At 64.0% G+C, this 15,247-nt stretch carries 18 protein-coding genes and 1 pseudogene; 14 read left to right on the top strand and 5 right to left on the bottom strand.

The features are described from left to right. The first annotated feature begins 192 nt into the window (after positions 1-192). The 4 genes from NKJ64_RS24915 (at position 193) to leuC (ending at position 3,389) form a co-directional block, all read left to right on the top strand. Positions 193-1,008, top strand: a complete 816-nt coding sequence (locus tag NKJ64_RS24915) for an amino acid ABC transporter permease (RefSeq protein WP_023698366.1) — start codon at positions 193-195, stop codon at positions 1,006-1,008. A 58-nt stretch (positions 1,009-1,066) separates the two neighbouring features. Next, a complete protein-coding gene (locus NKJ64_RS24920; RefSeq protein WP_023815323.1) occupies positions 1,067-1,702 on the top strand; it encodes a class I SAM-dependent DNA methyltransferase in 636 nt (211 codons plus the stop codon). Further along, positions 1,699-1,908 (top strand): hypothetical protein, encoded by a 210-nt coding sequence (locus NKJ64_RS24925; RefSeq protein ID WP_196813720.1) that lies wholly within the window; start codon positions 1,699-1,701, stop codon positions 1,906-1,908. The genes NKJ64_RS24920 and NKJ64_RS24925 overlap by 4 nt, the downstream gene beginning before the upstream one ends. A 71-nt stretch (positions 1,909-1,979) precedes the next feature. Next, positions 1,980-3,389, top strand: coding sequence for a 3-isopropylmalate dehydratase large subunit (gene leuC / locus NKJ64_RS24930; protein ID WP_023670518.1), 1,410 nt, complete (start codon positions 1,980-1,982; stop codon positions 3,387-3,389). A 108-nt stretch (positions 3,390-3,497) separates the two neighbouring features. Here the strand turns inward: leuC and NKJ64_RS24935 are convergent, their stop codons facing one another. Further along, complete coding sequence (locus NKJ64_RS24935; RefSeq protein ID WP_023706723.1) at positions 3,498-3,809, bottom strand: hypothetical protein; 312 nt, start codon at positions 3,807-3,809, stop codon at positions 3,498-3,500. Between the two features lie 163 nt (positions 3,810-3,972). On the opposite strand from NKJ64_RS24935, the gene NKJ64_RS24940 reads away from it, so the two are divergent. Then, positions 3,973-5,169 carry a GGDEF domain-containing protein gene (locus tag NKJ64_RS24940; protein WP_023834685.1) on the top strand — a complete coding sequence of 399 codons (1,197 nt, stop codon included), beginning with the start codon at positions 3,973-3,975 and terminating at the stop codon, positions 5,167-5,169. A gap of 37 nt (positions 5,170-5,206) precedes the next feature. Here NKJ64_RS24940 and NKJ64_RS24945 read toward each other — a convergent pair whose 3' ends face one another. Continuing rightward, entirely contained in the window at positions 5,207-5,578 is a 372-nt protein-coding gene (locus tag NKJ64_RS24945; protein WP_023834684.1) for a hypothetical protein, read from the bottom strand. A 253-nt stretch (positions 5,579-5,831) separates the two neighbouring features. Between NKJ64_RS24945 and NKJ64_RS24950 the strand changes: the two genes are divergently transcribed. The 7 genes from NKJ64_RS24950 (at position 5,832) to NKJ64_RS24980 (ending at position 11,454) form a co-directional block, all read left to right on the top strand. Further along, positions 5,832-6,302: a hypothetical protein gene (locus NKJ64_RS24950; protein WP_352463516.1), complete on the top strand. Its 471-nt coding sequence runs from the start codon at positions 5,832-5,834 to the stop codon at positions 6,300-6,302. Between the two features lie 241 nt (positions 6,303-6,543). After that, on the top strand, positions 6,544-6,963 hold the full coding sequence (gene sdhC / locus NKJ64_RS24955; RefSeq protein WP_352463517.1) for a succinate dehydrogenase, cytochrome b556 subunit: 420 nt from the start codon (positions 6,544-6,546) through the stop codon (positions 6,961-6,963). Next, positions 6,963-7,361: a succinate dehydrogenase, hydrophobic membrane anchor protein gene (gene sdhD, locus NKJ64_RS24960; RefSeq protein WP_352463518.1), complete on the top strand. Its 399-nt coding sequence runs from the start codon at positions 6,963-6,965 to the stop codon at positions 7,359-7,361. Before sdhC ends, sdhD begins: the two co-directional genes overlap by 1 nt. A gap of 1 nt (position 7,362) precedes the next feature. After that, positions 7,363-9,192, top strand: coding sequence for a succinate dehydrogenase flavoprotein subunit (gene sdhA / locus NKJ64_RS24965; RefSeq protein WP_023745406.1), 1,830 nt, complete (start codon positions 7,363-7,365; stop codon positions 9,190-9,192). A 40-nt stretch (positions 9,193-9,232) separates the two neighbouring features. Beyond that, a complete protein-coding gene (locus NKJ64_RS24970) occupies positions 9,233-10,012 on the top strand; it encodes a succinate dehydrogenase iron-sulfur subunit (protein ID WP_023670510.1) in 780 nt (259 codons plus the stop codon). Positions 10,013-10,077: 65 nt separating this feature from the next. Beyond that, positions 10,078-10,815 (top strand): nucleotidyltransferase domain-containing protein, encoded by a 738-nt coding sequence (locus tag NKJ64_RS24975; RefSeq protein ID WP_023706720.1) that lies wholly within the window; start codon positions 10,078-10,080, stop codon positions 10,813-10,815. 6 nt (positions 10,816-10,821) lie between these two features. After that, on the top strand, positions 10,822-11,454 hold the full coding sequence (locus NKJ64_RS24980; RefSeq protein ID WP_023708761.1) for a YceH family protein: 633 nt from the start codon (positions 10,822-10,824) through the stop codon (positions 11,452-11,454). A 205-nt stretch (positions 11,455-11,659) separates the two neighbouring features. Here the strand turns inward: NKJ64_RS24980 and NKJ64_RS24985 are convergent, their stop codons facing one another. Continuing rightward, positions 11,660-12,085, bottom strand: a complete 426-nt coding sequence (locus tag NKJ64_RS24985) for an OsmC family protein (RefSeq protein WP_023745404.1) — start codon at positions 12,083-12,085, stop codon at positions 11,660-11,662. 219 nt (positions 12,086-12,304) lie between these two features. On the opposite strand from NKJ64_RS24985, the gene NKJ64_RS24990 reads away from it, so the two are divergent. Together NKJ64_RS24990 and NKJ64_RS24995 are read left to right on the top strand one after the other, a co-directional pair. After that, on the top strand, positions 12,305-12,520 hold the full coding sequence (locus NKJ64_RS24990) for a hypothetical protein (protein WP_352463519.1): 216 nt from the start codon (positions 12,305-12,307) through the stop codon (positions 12,518-12,520). Continuing rightward, positions 12,517-12,873, top strand: coding sequence for a YciI family protein (locus tag NKJ64_RS24995; protein WP_023698373.1), 357 nt, complete (start codon positions 12,517-12,519; stop codon positions 12,871-12,873). The genes NKJ64_RS24990 and NKJ64_RS24995 overlap by 4 nt, the downstream gene beginning before the upstream one ends. 12 nt (positions 12,874-12,885) lie before the next feature. On the opposite strand, the gene NKJ64_RS25000 is transcribed toward NKJ64_RS24995, so the two are convergent. Both NKJ64_RS25000 and NKJ64_RS25005 read right to left on the bottom strand, forming a co-directional pair. Next, the gene (locus NKJ64_RS25000; RefSeq protein ID WP_023742127.1) at positions 12,886-14,493 is read right to left on the bottom strand and encodes a GMC family oxidoreductase; all 1,608 of its coding nucleotides are present in this window, start codon (positions 14,491-14,493) and stop codon (positions 12,886-12,888) included. Further along, positions 14,490-15,080: pseudogene (locus NKJ64_RS25005) on the bottom strand (FGGY-family carbohydrate kinase); the annotation flags it as partial. The pseudogene NKJ64_RS25005 and the gene NKJ64_RS25000, both read right to left, overlap by 4 nt. Positions 15,081-15,247: the final 167 nt, after the last annotated feature.

Here is a 15,247-nt window from a genome sequence, read left to right on the forward strand (position 1 = left end):
GGGGGGGGGGGGGGGGGGGGGGGGGGGGGGGGGGGGGGGGGGGGGGGGGGGGGGGGGGGGGGGGGGGGGGGGGGGGGGGGGGGGGGCGCCAGCGCCGGCGCTTTGTCACGACCCCCCCCCCCGGCTCACCAGCTTTGCGATGCAAAGCTTGTTCGCCGACCCTCCCCACAAGGGGGAGGGTGAAGCGCCCTGATGGCCACGCCCCCCGCTTCGACTCTCAAATCCGATTTCCCCTGGTGGCTTGCCGCCGCGATCGCGCTCGCCGTCGTCGCTGCGCTCTCCATTGCCGCCAGCGATCTCTACGCCCAGGTTTTTGCCACCGTCGCCAAAGGCATCGGCATCACCATTCTTGTCACCGTGGTCGCCTTCGCGCTGGCTTCCGCGGTCGGGCTCGGCATTGCGCTGATGGGGCTGTCGGGGTCGCGTTGGCTCAAGCAGATCGCTCGTTTCTATGTCGAGATCATCCGCGGCGTGCCGATCCTGGTGCTGTTGTTCTGGATCGCCTTCGCCGGCGCGCCGGCCTTCGTGGCTGCGTGGAATGCGCTGACCGCGCCGCTGCAAAACGCCGGCTATCTCGGCGAGCTTTTGGTGCGCGACGTGTCGCTGTTGTGGCGTGCGATCATGGCGCTGACCATCGGTTATTCCGCCTTCATCTCCGAGGTCTTCCGCGCCGGCATCCAGTCGGTCGAGAAAGGCCAGATCGAGGCTGCCAAGGCGCTCGGGCTGACGCGCACGCAGCGCTTCCGGCTGATCGTGTTCCCACAGGCGATCCGCACCATCCTGCCGCCGCTCGGCAATGACTTCGTCGCCATGGTCAAGGATTCCTCGCTGGTCTCGGTGCTCGGCGTCGCCGACATCACGCAGATGGGCAAGATCTACGCCGCCGGCTCGTTCCGCTTCTTCGAGACCTATTCGATCGTCGCCTATATCTATCTCATCCTCACTGTCAGCCTGTCGCTGGCACTGCGGGGGCTGGAGCAACGACTGCGGCGGGCGCAACAGGAATAGAAGTCCGACGCGGGCACGGCTACGATCGCGGAGGACAGGATTCCGGAGGATGCAGGCGATGACGATCGACAAGGCCAATGCGGCGCTGGGTACCGTCTATTCGGCCGACACGCCGGAAGGGCTGGCCAAGGCCTATGCAGACTGGGCCGCGACCTATGACGGCGAGACCGCTTCGCTCGGCTATCTGCTGCCGTTCCTGATCACCGCCTGGGTGGCGCGCCATGTGAAGGTGGGTGAAGGCCCGCTGCTCGACGCCGGCTGCGGCACCGGCCTGTCAGGCCCGTCATTGAAGGCGCTGGGTTATCACGACATTGCCGGCCTCGACCTCTCCGACGACATGCTGAAGATCGCCGGCAGCCGCAATGCCTATGGCGATCTGAAGCAGGCCATGCTCGGCGGGCCGCTACCCTGGCCGGACGGGCATTTCCGCGCCTTCTTCTCGACTGGCGTGTTCACCATCGGCCATGCGCCGGCGTCCGGCCTGCACGAGCTTGTCCGCATCACCAGGAAAGGCGGCCACGCCATCTTCACCGTGCGCGACCAGGTTTTCGAAAGCGGCGGCTTCCAGGACGTGTTCGACGGGCTGGAGCGGGCCGGGAAATGGCGGCCGGCCGAGCAAAGCCCATGGTTCCGCTGCTATGCGATCGCCGAGCCGGACGCGCTGGTGAAGACTTTTGTGTTCGAGGTGCTTTGAGCGCCGCCCTCTTCGCCTTCTCTCACAAGGGGAGAAGCGAAAACACGCCGCAATTGCCGAAAAGCCAAAACATTGGTATGAGCCACGCCATGGAAGAGCTTTTTGGCGATCCGGCCTATAAGGGTTTCGTGCTGCAGGACAGAAAACGCCTGCCGTCGCGTTTCTCTTCGCGCATTTCCGGCGCGCTCACCAGCCGACTTAGCTAAGCCGCTTTCGCCGCGCCGAAGGCTTCGCGCGTCTGCCCTTCCCCTTTTTGCAAATCGACGGATTTACGCACATGAGCGCACCGCGCACCCTCTACGACAAGATTTTCGACGACCATGTCGTCGACCGCCAGGATGATGGCACCTGTCTGCTCTACATCGACCGCCATCTCGTCCATGAAGTGACCAGCCCGCAGGCCTTCGAAGGTCTGCGCATGACCGGCAGAAAAGTCCGGCATCCGGAAAAGACGCTGGCCGTGGTCGATCACAATGTCTCGACCTCGCCCGAGCGCAAGTTCGGCATCAAGAACGAGGAAAGCCGCATCCAGGTCGAGGCCTTGGCCAAGAACGCTAGGGATTTCGGCGTCGAATATTACTCCGAAAACGATATCCGCCAGGGCATCGTCCACATCATCGGGCCGGAGCAGGGCTTCACGCTGCCTGGCATGACCATTGTCTGCGGCGACAGCCACACCTCGACGCATGGCGCCTTCGGCGCATTGGCACATGGCATCGGCACCTCCGAGGTCGAGCATGTGCTGGCGACCCAGACGCTGATCCAGCGCAAGGCCAAGAACATGCTGGTGCGTGTCGATGGCCAGTTACCGGAAGGCGTCACCGCCAAGGACATCATCTTGGCCATCATCGGCGAGATCGGCACCGCCGGCGGCACCGGCTATGTCATCGAATATGCCGGCGAGGCGATCCGCGCGCTGTCGATGGAAGGCCGCATGACGATTTGCAACATGTCGATCGAGGGCGGCGCGCGCGCCGGCCTGATCGCGGCCGACGAAACCACCTTCGCCTATGTCAAGGGCAAGCCGCGCGCGCCGAAGGGCGCGTCGTGGGACGCCGCGCTCGAATACTGGAAGACGCTGCAGTCCGACGAGGGCGCGCATTTCGACAAGGTGATCGTGCTCGACGCGGCCAAGCTGCCGCCGATCGTCTCCTGGGGTTCCTCGCCCGAGGACGTCGTTTCGGTGCAGGGCGTCGTTCCCAATCCGGAAGAGATCACGGACGAGAACAAGCGGACGTCAAAGATCCGCGCGCTCGACTATATGGGGCTGACGCCGGGCACGAAGATCACCGACATCACGCTCGACCGCGTCTTCATCGGCTCCTGCACCAATGGCCGCATCGAGGATCTGCGTGCGGTGGCCAAGGTGGTCGAAGGCAAGACGGTGAGTGCGCATGTCGATGCGATGATCGTGCCGGGCTCCGGTCTGGTCAAGGAACAGGCGGAGGCCGAGGGTCTCGACAAGATCTTCATTGCCGCCGGTTTCGACTGGCGCGAGCCGGGCTGCTCGATGTGCCTGGCCATGAACGACGACCGGCTGAAGCCGCATGAGCGCTGCGCCTCGACCTCGAACCGCAATTTCGAAGGCCGGCAGGGCTTCAAGGGCCGCACCCATCTGGTATCGCCGGCAATGGCGGCGGCGGCGGCGATCGCCGGCCATTTCGTCGACATCCGCGACTGGAAATAGCGCAGACTGGTTCAAGCCTGATCTGAGCGTATGCAAAACCCCGAACGGCAAAACCGTTCGGGGTTTTGTTTAAAGCGCGCCGCTCTAAGACCCTTGGGGTATTATGCCCTAGCCGGCACGCCGGATGATTTCATGAAATTCCTCCCGGCTGCCGGGTTCGTCGGTCGCGACCACCAGCGCCAGTTCGCGCTCGTCGAAGATCTTGAACCACTCGTCCCATTCGACCAGCTCGTAGCCGCCTGCGTTGACCGGGCGTTCAGGCTGATCCTGGTCCTGATAGGCGTGCTGGCCGAAGACGAGCCTCAGCAACGGCTGCGTTCCGGTTTCGGGCGATACATCGACGATCGCCGGAAATCCGGCGCGCCCTGCGGCCCATGAGCGAATTGCTTCGTGATCGGTCAGCGTGATCGTGTCGGCCATGAACAACTTCTCCTTGATTGCTGTCAGGAAACGCCGGCCTCAGGTCCCGGTTCCGTGCACCAGCTTCATGAGTGGCGACTTGCATATTCGTCCCGGCTTAACCGCTTGTTGGGGCTTGCGCTCTAAGGTCTTCCCTGACGTCAAGCGGGGAAGTCACCGTCCTTTGGACACCGGCCTGTTCATAGCGCTGCTCAATCCGACGATCGCGCTGGCGCTCGGCGCGGCGTTCCTCGTGCTGTGGTTCTATCAGCGCCACCGGCCCTATCTGGCTGTGCTCGGCACGAGCTATTGCGTGTCCGCGCCCGGCTTCCTGCTGCAGTATTTCACGCTGCCCGGCGGCATGGTGCTGACCAAGCTGGTCTCCAACCTCTGCTTCACGCTCGCCGCCTGTTGCCTCGTCGGTGCGATCATCTCACGCTACGGCAGGCGCGTGCCCTATATCGCGATCGGCATTCTGGCGGGTGGCGGGATGGTGGCATTCTGCTGGTTCCTGTTCGTCCAGCCGGACTTGACTTGGCGCATCCTGTCGATCAATTTCGGCTTTGGCGGCCTCAGCCTGCTGGTCGCTGCCGAGCTGCGCGCCGTGCGCAAGAACGGCCCGACGGAAAAAATCCTGTTCGTGTTGTCGCTGCTGTCCGGGCTGAACTTCATCGGCCGCACGCTGCTCGTCGTCATCTCGCACGGGCCGTTCACCAGCTATGACGGGTTTTATGGCTCGTCCTACTGGACGACGGCGCTTTTGACGCACGCGCTGCTGTCGTTGCTGATCGCGCTCTGCCTGTTCTCGGCAGCTGCGCTCGACGTGATGAAGGCGCTGAAGACCGAGACGCACACCGATCCGCTGTCTGCCCTGCTCAACCGCAGGGGTTTCGAGGAGCGCGCCTTGCTGGTGCTGCAGCATTGCGCTGTTACCAAGGTGCCGGTCGCGCTGGTGCTGGCCGATCTCGATCACTTCAAGGCGCTCAACGACAAATACGGACATGCCGCGGGCGACCAGGTGATCGCCGACTTCGCCGCCAAGCTTCGCGCGGCCGCCGGCACGCGTGCGGTTGCCGGCCGCATCGGCGGCGAGGAGTTCGCTGTGCTTCTGTCGCTGAGCGATCTTGCCACGGCGCGGCTGTTTGCCGAAGCCGTGCGCACGCACTATTCGGCCGGCAGTGTCGACGGGTTGCCGCCGGGCACCAGGGTGACCGCGAGCTTCGGCGTCGCGGCGCGCACCGGCGACGAAGGGCTGGAGCCGCTGATGCGGCGCGCCGACGAAGCGCTCTACAAGGCCAAGAAGAACGGCCGCGACAGCGTGCGATTGTCCTATGAGCGGGCGGAAACGGTGTTCATCCCGGATACAGGCAGCGTCGGTTAGCGTCTCGCTTAAACGGCCTCTCGGCCGTGCCGGATCATCAGCGGCAAGGGCTGAGGTTGGGCATTTCGCCGTCGGAGAGGCCGTACATATAGGAGCGGCCCTTCACGAACACCGGCGGCTGGTAGCAGCCACGCCTAGAGATGTGATCCGCCTCGTCTTCATAAAGGACTTCCGGTTCCGCTTCCGGCTGCCCGGCGCTGGTGTAGTCGGACAATTTCTTGGCCAGCCTGCCTTGGCCGACAATGATGCGCTTGTAGCCGGCGGCGCTGTCGATGACGAGATTGCCTAGGGAATCGGCATAGACGCGGTCATGATGGCGCGACAAGGCCATTGCCGGGGCGGCGAAGCCGAGACTGGCTGTCGCCAGCACAAGCGCCGCAAGGCGCGCTCTTCCTGAGTTCGATAGCATGGTGTCCTCTCTGCTGTGGACCCGATCGAATCGGAAATTAACCTTTTCTTAACCTTTGTTAAGAGGGCAGGCGCATCCGGCGGCGATCTCTCGCCAAACATGGTTAATATCCGACGGGATGGAAAACCCGGGCGTCATCATTCGGCCATGCTTGCCCGCACCATCGGCCGCGACGCACACAACTACGCTGACGTCGGGTGAGCTTGATCTTGGTGGAACATCGCGGCTAGTTAGCCGCGCAGGAGGACAGCATATGGCGTTACGCCGGACGTTTCGGGTGACGCTGTTTTCGATCCCCTTGCTGACTGCCGCAGCCTGCGTGCCGCAGAACGGCGCGCCGACGGCGGTGAATACCGTACCACCCACTGTCGCGCCCGCGCCGGCTCAGCAGTCCGCCCCACCTGTGGCGCCCCCGGCTTCCGCAACGGCTCCGACAGCGCCTGCCGCACCGCCAGCCAAGATTGTCACCGACCTTACGGCCCCGCGGTCTGCTGTCGGCACGGCGACTTACAGATGCGGCAATGGCGGTGTGATCACCATCCAGAACCTCGGCACGGCGCTGCGCGTTGTCAGGCCAGACGGCACGACCGAGGAGTTTGCCGCATCACCCGCCAACCAGTCCAGCCGCTACCAGGAAGCCGCGTCGCATGACGCAATCGTGATCGACGCGCGCGAGGCGCTGGTGATGAAGAGGGGCTCGACACCACAGACCTGCAAACGATAGCCCGGAGTCGATTGCAAACGGAAATGCCGCACTGCAGCGAACGGTGCGCCGGCTTTCGACGGTGGCCAAATCGATTGAAGAGAAACAGCAGCCTTTTGTCAGACTAAATGACGTTTTCAAAACGATTTTCCGGCTTTGACGCGGTGCAAAAAGAGCATTAGAAACCGGCTGTCTGAAGTCATATATCGAGGCGGTAAGTGCCGCTTTCCACCGCGGCTCCGGACATCGAACTGGGGCAGCCATGAGCAAATCACCAGCCACCCGAACCGCCAGACGTGAACGGCCGCTCTCGCCGCACCTGACGATTTACCGCCCACCGATCACCATGACGATGTCGATCATTCATCGCATCACTGGCGGGGCGCTGTATTTCGGCACGCTGCTGGTCGCCGCGTGGCTGATGGCGGCGGCGAGTTCGCAAGGCGCTTTCGATTGGATCAACTGGGCCTTCGGCACCTGGCTCGGCCGGCTCATCCTGTTCGGCTACACCTGGGCGCTGATGCACCACATGCTGGGCGGCGTGCGCCATCTCGTCTGGGACACCGGCGCCGGGCTGGAGAAACACACGGCATCGAAGATCGCCTGGGCGACCCTCGTCGGTTCCATCCTTCTCACGCTGCTGATCTGGGTCGCCGGCTACATGGCGCGGGGAACCTTGTGATGAGCGGCACGAACAACAACGATATGCGCACGCCGCTGGCCAAGGTCCGCGGTCTGGGCTCGGCCCGCGAAGGCACCGGGCATTTCTGGCGACAGCGGCTGACGGCCATTGCCAACATCCCGCTGATACTGTTCTTCGTAGGGTTCCTGATCGCGCTCAATGGCGCCGCCTTTGCCGAGGTGCGGGCGGCGCTCGCCAGTCCGTTCGTGGCGCTGGTGTTGGCGCTGGTGCTCGTTTCCGGTCTCACCCATATGCGTGTCGGCATGCAGGTCATTATCGAGGATTACGTGCATGCCGAAGGCATGAAGCTGGCGCTGATCGCACTCAGCACATTTTTCACCATAGCGGTCGGCGTCGCCTCGATCTTCGCCCTGCTCAAACTGGCATTCGGAGGCTGATTTGGCCAAGGACGCGAAATCGGCCACCGGCTATACCTTTGTCGACCACAAGTTCGACGTGGTGGTCGTCGGCGCCGGCGGCGCCGGCCTGCGCGCCACGCTCGGCATGGCCGAGCAGGGCCTGCGCACGGCCTGCATCACCAAAGTGTTCCCGACCCGCTCGCACACGGTGGCGGCACAAGGCGGCATTGCCGCGTCGCTGTCCAACATGGGTCCGGACTCCTGGCAGTGGCACATGTACGACACCGTCAAGGGTTCGGACTGGCTGGGCGACGTCGACGCCATGGAATATCTGGTGCGCGAGGCACCGGCGGCGGTCTACGAGCTCGAGCATTACGGCGTGCCGTTCTCGCGCACCGAAGAGGGCAAGATCTACCAGCGGCCGTTCGGCGGCCACATGATGAATTATGGCGACGGCCCGCCGGTGCAGCGCACCTGTGCTGCCGCCGACCGCACCGGTCACGCCATCCTGCACACGCTCTACGGCCAGTCGCTGAAGAACAATGCGCAGTTCTTCATCGAGTATTTTGCGCTCGACCTGATCATGGAGCCGGACGGCACCTGCACCGGCGTCGTCGCCTGGAACCTCGACGACGGCACCATCCATCGCTTCTCCGCCAAGATGGTGGTGCTGGCGACCGGCGGCTATGGCCGCGCCTATTTCTCGGCGACGTCGGCGCACACCTGTACAGGCGACGGCGGCGGCATGGCGGCACGGGCCGGCTTCCCGCTGCAGGATATGGAGTTCGTGCAGTTTCATCCGACCGGCATCTATGGCGCCGGCTGCCTGATCACCGAAGGCGCGCGCGGCGAGGGCGGCTATCTCGTCAATTCCGAGGGCGAGCGCTTCATGGAGCGCTACGCGCCGTCGGCCAAGGACCTGGCCTCGCGCGACGTCGTCTCGCGTTGCATGACGCTGGAGATCCGCGAAGGCCGCGGGGTCGGCAAGAACAAGGACCATATCTTCCTGCATCTCGACCATCTCGATCCGGCCGTGCTGCATGAGCGGCTGCCGGGCATTTCGGAATCGGCCAGGATTTTCGCCGGCGTCGACCTGACCAAGGAGCCGATCCCGGTGCTGCCGACGGTGCACTACAATATGGGCGGCGTGCCGACCAATTACTGGGGCGAGGTGCTTAACCCGACGGTCGAGAATCCTGACCGGGTGTCACCCGGGCTGATGGCGGTCGGCGAGGCCGGCTGTGCCTCCGTGCACGGCGCCAACCGGCTGGGCTCGAACTCGTTGATCGATCTGGTGGTGTTCGGCCGCGCCGCCGCAATCCGCGCCGGCCAGGTCATCGACCGCAATTCGGCGATCCCTTCGCCAAACGAAGCCTCGGTCGAAAAGATCATGGACCGCTTCGACCGGCTGCGCCACGCCAATGGCTCGACGCCAACCGCCGTTCTGCGTGAGAAGATGCAGAAGGCGATGCAGGAAGACGCCGCCGTGTTCCGCACACAGGAGTCGCTCGAAAACGGCTGCAAGCGCATTTCGCAGATATGGACCGAGCTCAAGGACCTGAAAGTCTCCGACCGCTCGATGATCTGGAATTCCGACCTGGTCGAGACGCTGGAGCTGGAAAATCTGATGGCCAACGCCATCACCACGGTCTACGGCGCCGAGGCGCGCAAGGAGAGCCGCGGCGCGCATGCGCGCGAAGATTTTTCGGCCCGCGACGACATTGTCTGGCGCAAGCATACGCTGGCTCGGCTAAGCGAGGACGGCCAGGTGAGCCTCAGCTATCGTCCCGTGCACACCGAGCCGCTGGTGGCGGAAAAGGACGGCGGCATCAGCCTTGCCAAGATCGCGCCGAAGGCCAGGGTGTACTGACCATGGTGCCGAAGCCCGTCATCCGAAAGGACCAGAGGTAATGGTCGAACTCACGCTTCCCAAGAACTCCAAGGTGCAGCCGGGCAAGACCTGGCCGAAGCCGGAGGGCGCCACCAACCTCAGGGAATACCGCATCTACCGCTGGTCGCCCGACGATGACGAGAACCCGCGCATCGACACCTATTTCGTCGACATGGACGATTGTGGGCCGATGGTGCTCGATGCGCTGCTCTGGATCAAGAACAAGATCGACCCGACGCTGGCGTTGCGCCGCTCCTGCCGCGAAGGCATTTGCGGCTCCTGCGCCATGAACATCGATGGCTCCAACACGCTGGCCTGCACCAAGGGCTGCGACGACATTTCCGGCGCCGTCAAAGTCTACCCGCTGCCGCATATGCAGGTGGTCAAGGACCTGGTGCCCGACCTCACCAATTTCTACGCCCAGCACGCCTCGATCCAGCCATGGCTGAAGACAGTGTCGCCAGAGCCAGCCAAGGAATGGCTGCAGAGCCATGAGGACCGCGAAAAGCTCGACGGGCTCTACGAGTGCATCCTGTGCGCCTGCTGCTCGACCTCGTGCCCGAGCTATTGGTGGAACGGCGACCGCTATCTCGGCCCGGCGACGCTGCTGCAGGCCTATCGCTGGCTGATCGACAGCCGCGACGAAGCCACGGGCGAACGGCTCGACGATCTCGAAGACCCGTTCCGGCTCTACCGCTGCCACACCATCATGAACTGCGCCCAGACCTGCCCGAAGGGGCTCAACCCGGCCAAGGCGATTGCCGAGATCAAGAAGATGATGGTGGAGCGCAGAGTCTGACGCCGTCGCTACCCGCCGACTTTTCGCCGGACGCCGTCGCGGCGCTGCGCGCCCGCCTCGATCTGGTGCGAAGCCAGCCTGTAAAAATCCTGTTTGCCATCGAAAGCGGCAGCCGCGCCTGGGGGTTTCCGTCTCCCGACAGCGATTATGACTGCCGCTTTGTCTATATCAGACCGGTAACCGATCACCTCGTGCTGCAGCAGGCGCGCGATGTGATCGAGTTTCCGATCGAAGGCGAGATCGATGCCGGCGGCTGGGATCTGCGCAAGGCGTTGCTGCTGGCGCTTGGCGGCAATGCCGTCATAGTCGAATGGGCGAAGTCGCCGATCGTCTATGAGGAGGTTTCGGGGTTTCGCCAGCGCCTTCTCGATTTGCTGGCCGAGATCGTCGATCCGGCGAAGGTATCGCACCACTATCTCGGCCTTGCGCGTTCGCATGTCGCCAAGATCGGCAGTTTCTCCGGCGAGGTGAAGCTGAAGAAGCTGTTCTATCTGATCCGCCCGCTCGTGGCGCTCGACTGGATGGAACAGCGCGGCTTTGCCAGCCTGCCCCCGATGAACCTTGGCGAATGCCTCGATCAGACCGAGATACCGGCTCAAGCCAGCGACGAAATCCGCGGCCTGATCGAGCGCAAAAGCCGGACGCGGGAGATGGGTCTCGGGCCTCATCCCGACCGCAATCGCGCGCTATCTCGAAGCCCGCTATGGTCACCACGAAATGAACCTAGTCGGCCCCGTCAGGGACAAAGCCGGCCAAGCGCGCAAACATGCCCTTGCAACCGAATTTTACCGCCGGGAGGCTGAACTTCAATGAGCGATGACCTTCCCATTCTCAATCCCGTCGAAGCCCGTGTGCTCGGCTGCCTGATCGAGAAGAGGGAGCTGACGCCGGATGTCTATCCGCTGACGCTGAATGCAGCACTTGCAGCCGCCAACCAGAAGACGGCGCGCGAGCCTGTCATGGCGCTGGAGCAGACGGAGGTGCATCGGACTCTCAAGCTGCTCGAGCAGAAGGGGCTGGTGCGTCAGATGTTCGGCTCGCGCGTCGAGCGCTATGAGCATCAGATGGCGCAGCGCTTCTCGCTGACCACGCCGCAGACCGCGGTGATCGGCCTGCTTTTGCTGCGCGGGCCGCAGACGGCGCATGAGTTGCTGGCGCGAGCTGAGCGCATGGCGCGGTTTTCGTCCGTCGAGGACCTGCGTGGCGAACTCGACATGCTGATCGGCCGCCGCCCGCCGCTCGTCCAGGAAATACCGCGCGGGCCGGGGCAGCGCGAGGACCGTTTTATGCATCTGCTCGCAGGACCGGTGGACGTCGCGGCGTTATCGGTGCAGCGGAGCGCGCCGGCCTTGCCTGCTTCCGACCTGGAAGCGAGATTGGAGGCTCTGGAGCAGGAAGTCGTAGCCCTTCGCGCCCGGCTTGATGCGCTGGGCGCCCAATAGTATCCGAGACGTCGGCGGGACAGCACCCCCTCTGGCCTGCCGGCCATCTCCCCCTCAAGTGGGGAGATCAGATGTCACGCCGGCCTTCGCCAATTACGAACGTCGAAAGAAGAGTGCCAGCTACCGAGCTTCCAATTTCCCCGGGAGATGCCCGGCAGGGCAGAGGGGGGCGCGAAGAATCGCTACCCCGGGCAAAATCGGCGGATCACCCCAGCTTCGCGTCGAGCGACACTGCGATGGCCCCCAGCGCCTTCGAAACCGGGCACTCCGCCTTGGCCTTCTCGGCCAGTTCCTTGAACTTCGCCGCATCGATGCCCGGTACCTTGCCGATCAGGGTGATGGCGCTGCCGGTGATGCCGGTGCCGGGCACCAGCGTCACCACCGTCTTGGCGTCGAGCTCGGTGGCGGGCGTGCCGTTCTCGGCCAGGAAATGCGACAGCTGCATGGCGTAGCATCCGGCGTGTGCCGCCGCGATCAACTCTTCGGGATTGGTGCCGGATTTGCCGCTCTCGTCCTCGAAGCGAGCCTTGAACGAATAGGGCGTGCCCTTCAAGGTGCCGCTCTGGCTGTCGAGCGTGCCCGTGCCCTCCTTCAGATTGCCTTTCCAGACGGCGTTTGCGGTACGGTCCATAGAATTCTCCTTGATTACAGCGACAGCGCCGGCCACGCGGCGTTCCCTCCAACTATAGCGCGGCGGCAGGGGAAGACCACCGCGCTGTTTCGGCCGGATGCGACGCCGGCGAGCCCTGCAAATTTTTCTGAAAAAATGTGCGTGCAAAAATGTCGACTTGCATCGGCGCCGGCCGTCCTGCGAGCGTCCACGGATTCTCGTGGCGGATGGAGATCCAAGATGAACAATCTGTTTTCTGCCCATTGGAACGACGCCGACAAAAGCGCGCGTCTACGCGAGATCGAGTGCTCGCGACCTTCCGGCTTCGGCCGGCTGCTTGCTGCGGTCGCCGTGATCGGCATTGCGGTCTGCGTGCTCGACCACGCTGCTGCCGGCAAGGATGCCGCCGGCGCCGTGATCGCCTATGGGTCGTCACAGCAAGGGAGCTGGAAATGAAATATGTCTGTCTGGTCTACGGCGAGGAAAAGGACCTCCATGCCATGACGCCTGAGCGTCTGGCCAAGCTCGACGCCGATTCGATGGCCTATGACCGGTCATTGGACCAGCAAGGCAAGCTGATCATCGCGCAGGCGCTGCAATCGGTGAAGACGTCGAAGACGGTGCGGCGGCGCCAAGGCAAGCGGCTGATCACTGACGGTCCGTTTGCCGAAACCAAGGAGCAGTTGCTTGGTTTCGTCATGATCGAAGCCGACACTCTCGACAAGGCGCTGGAGATCGCCGGCAAAATTCCGCTGGCTGAAATCGGCACCGTCGAAGTCAGGGCGATCTACGACGTGCCGGGGTCATAGGCGGCGGCGACGTCATGCAGGCCGGCGGATCATATCCGCCGCCTTCTCGGCGATCATCACCACTGGCGAGGCGGTGTTGCCGGAGACGATGCGCGGCATGATCGACGCGTCGATGATCCGCAGCCCCTCGATACCGGTCACGCGCAGGTCCGGGCTGACGACGGCGCGGTCATCGATGCCCATCCGGCAGGTGCCGACCGGGTGGAAGATGGTCGTGGCGATCGAGCCGATCTGGTGCAGCAGGTCCTCGTCCGACTGGTGGGCGAGACCAGGCAGGATTTCTTCCGGATGGAAGCCGGCAAGAGCCTTGGCGGTCATGATGCTGCGCGCCTGGCGCACCGAACGCAGCGCGATCTCGCGGTCGCGCGCCGTAGAGAGGTAGTTCAGCCGGATCTCCGGCTGCACGGCCAGCTCGCGCGTCGTAGCGTGCACCGAGCCGACGCTCTCGGGCCGCAGATTGCAGACCGACATGGTGATTGCCGGGAACGGGTGCAGCGGGTCGCCCAGCCGGTCGGTAGACAAGGGCTGGACGTGGTACTCCAGGTCCGGCGTCGCCATCGACGGATCGGATTTCGAGAACATGCCGAACTGGCTCGGCGCCATCGACATCGGTCCCGAGCGGCCAAAGGCATATTGCAGCGCGATCTTCGCCTTGCCGCTCAGGCTGTTGGCTAGCGTGTTGAGCGTCAGCGCCGACGACACTTTGTAGACAGTGCGGATCTGCAGATGGTCCTGAAGGTTCTCGCCGACATCGGGGCTGGCGTGAACCACATCGATGCCGAGCGCGGCGAGGCGATCCGGCTCGCCGACCCCGGAAAGCTCCAGCAGTTTCGGCGTGTTGATCGAGCCGGCGGTCAGCAGCACCTCGCTCCTGGCCTTTGCCTCGATGGTTTGGCCGCCGACGCGATAACAAACGCCGATAGCACGCTTGCCCTCGAACAACACCGTCTCGACATGCGCGTTGACGACCAGCCTGAGGTTCGGCCGCCGCAGCGCCGGGCGCAAGAATGCCTTGGCTGTGTTCCAGCGCACGCCCTTGCTCTGGTTGACTTCGAAGAAGCCGGACCCCTCATTGTCGCCGTCGTTAAAATCCTCGCGCGGCATGATGCCGAATTCCTTGGCCGCCTCCTGCACGGTGTTCAGGATCGGCCACGACAGGCGTTGCCGCGCCACTTTCCATTCGCCGCGGGAGCCATGCAGCTCGGTCTTGCCGCCATGATGGTCCTCGGATTTGAGGAAGTAGGGCAGCACATCGTCCCAGCCCCAGCCGACATTGCCCATCTGCCGCCAGCCATCGTAGTCCGCCGCCTGTCCCCGCATGTAGATCATGCCGTTGACCGAGGTGCAGCCGCCCAGCACCTTGCCGCGGGGATAGACCAGCGAGCGGCCGTTCAGGCCGGCTTCGGGGGCAGTCTTCATCATCCAGTCGGTGCGCGGATTGCCGATGCAATAGAGATAGCCGACCGGGATATGCACCCAGTGATAATTGTCGCTGCCGCCGGCCTCAAGCAGCAGCACGCGCGTCGCCGGGTTTTCGCTCAGCCGATTGGCCAGCACGCAGCCCGCCGTGCCTGCGCCGACGATGATGTAGTCGTAGTCGCCATCGAGCCGTTGGGTCATTGCGGTGGTTTACTCGGCGGTGTTCTACTCGGTTCTGCCGCCTGTTCGGCCCAGAACGATCGCAGCGTATCGGCAAGGCCGCAATAGGCGCGATAACGCCTGTTGTAATGGTCCTGCATGGCCGGGTTCGGACGATAGGCGGCGCTTGACCGGGTCATGGCGTCGACGCCGGCCTCATAGTCGGCGAACAGGCCGGCCGCGACCCCGGCGCCGATTGCCGCGCCAAGCGCGCCGGTCTCGCGCGCCTCAGGCACGGTGATCGGCACCCCAAGCCCGTCGGCGAAGATTTGCGGCCAGTGCTCGCTGCGCGAGCCGCCGCCGGACAGGACCGCCTTGTCGAAGCTGACACCGGCGTCCTTCAGGACATTGATGTGGCGCCTATGCTCGAACATCACGCCCTCGAACAGCGCGCGCAGCATATGGCCTTCCCTATGCCAGCCGGCAAGGCCGTAGAAGCCGGCGCGGTATTCCGCCCCTTGCCCCGACCCGTAGAGAAACGGGTGGAACATCGGATCGTCCCAGGCCGGCCTCACCGCGCCGACAGCCGCATTGCAGTGGCCGAACGGATCGTCATGATGGGCACCGCGCTCGATGCGAAGTCGGCGTTATCGCCAAGCGGTTGCATCATTAGTGCCCGTGACGAGCGACCTGAACCCGGGACGTCCGATCTCGGCGTCTGGATGATTAGGGGGCCAGCTCTGTTTTCTCATCAGATACAATTCTTGCGTGTTGAAGCAACGCCGGAGTTCTCCTA

Source organism: Mesorhizobium sp. M0062, assembly GCF_040323125.1.
Taxonomy (GTDB): Bacteria; Pseudomonadota; Alphaproteobacteria; order Rhizobiales; family Rhizobiaceae; genus Mesorhizobium.

Bases quoted from the DNA above. Each gene is read 5' to 3' on its own strand.
- sdhD (WP_352463518.1), top strand. From the start codon at position 6,963: ATGAGCGGCACGAACAACAACGATATGCGCACGCCGCTGGCCAAGGTC.
- NKJ64_RS24945 (WP_023834684.1), bottom strand. From the start codon at position 5,578: ATGCTATCGAACTCAGGAAGAGCGCGCCTTGCGGCGCTTGTGCTGGCG.
- NKJ64_RS24950 (WP_352463516.1), top strand. From the start codon at position 5,832: ATGGCGTTACGCCGGACGTTTCGGGTGACGCTGTTTTCGATCCCCTTG.
- NKJ64_RS24935 (WP_023706723.1), bottom strand. From the start codon at position 3,809: ATGGCCGACACGATCACGCTGACCGATCACGAAGCAATTCGCTCATGG.
- sdhC (WP_352463517.1), top strand. From the start codon at position 6,544: ATGAGCAAATCACCAGCCACCCGAACCGCCAGACGTGAACGGCCGCTC.
- NKJ64_RS24985 (WP_023745404.1), bottom strand. From the start codon at position 12,085: ATGGACCGTACCGCAAACGCCGTCTGGAAAGGCAATCTGAAGGAGGGC.
- NKJ64_RS24970 (WP_023670510.1), top strand. From the start codon at position 9,233: ATGGTCGAACTCACGCTTCCCAAGAACTCCAAGGTGCAGCCGGGCAAG.
- NKJ64_RS24915 (WP_023698366.1), top strand. From the start codon at position 193: ATGGCCACGCCCCCCGCTTCGACTCTCAAATCCGATTTCCCCTGGTGG.
- leuC (WP_023670518.1), top strand. From the start codon at position 1,980: ATGAGCGCACCGCGCACCCTCTACGACAAGATTTTCGACGACCATGTC.
- NKJ64_RS25000 (WP_023742127.1), bottom strand. From the start codon at position 14,493: ATGACCCAACGGCTCGATGGCGACTACGACTACATCATCGTCGGCGCA.
- NKJ64_RS24990 (WP_352463519.1), top strand. From the start codon at position 12,305: ATGAACAATCTGTTTTCTGCCCATTGGAACGACGCCGACAAAAGCGCG.
- NKJ64_RS24980 (WP_023708761.1), top strand. From the start codon at position 10,822: ATGAGCGATGACCTTCCCATTCTCAATCCCGTCGAAGCCCGTGTGCTC.
- NKJ64_RS24920 (WP_023815323.1), top strand. From the start codon at position 1,067: ATGACGATCGACAAGGCCAATGCGGCGCTGGGTACCGTCTATTCGGCC.
- NKJ64_RS24995 (WP_023698373.1), top strand. From the start codon at position 12,517: ATGAAATATGTCTGTCTGGTCTACGGCGAGGAAAAGGACCTCCATGCC.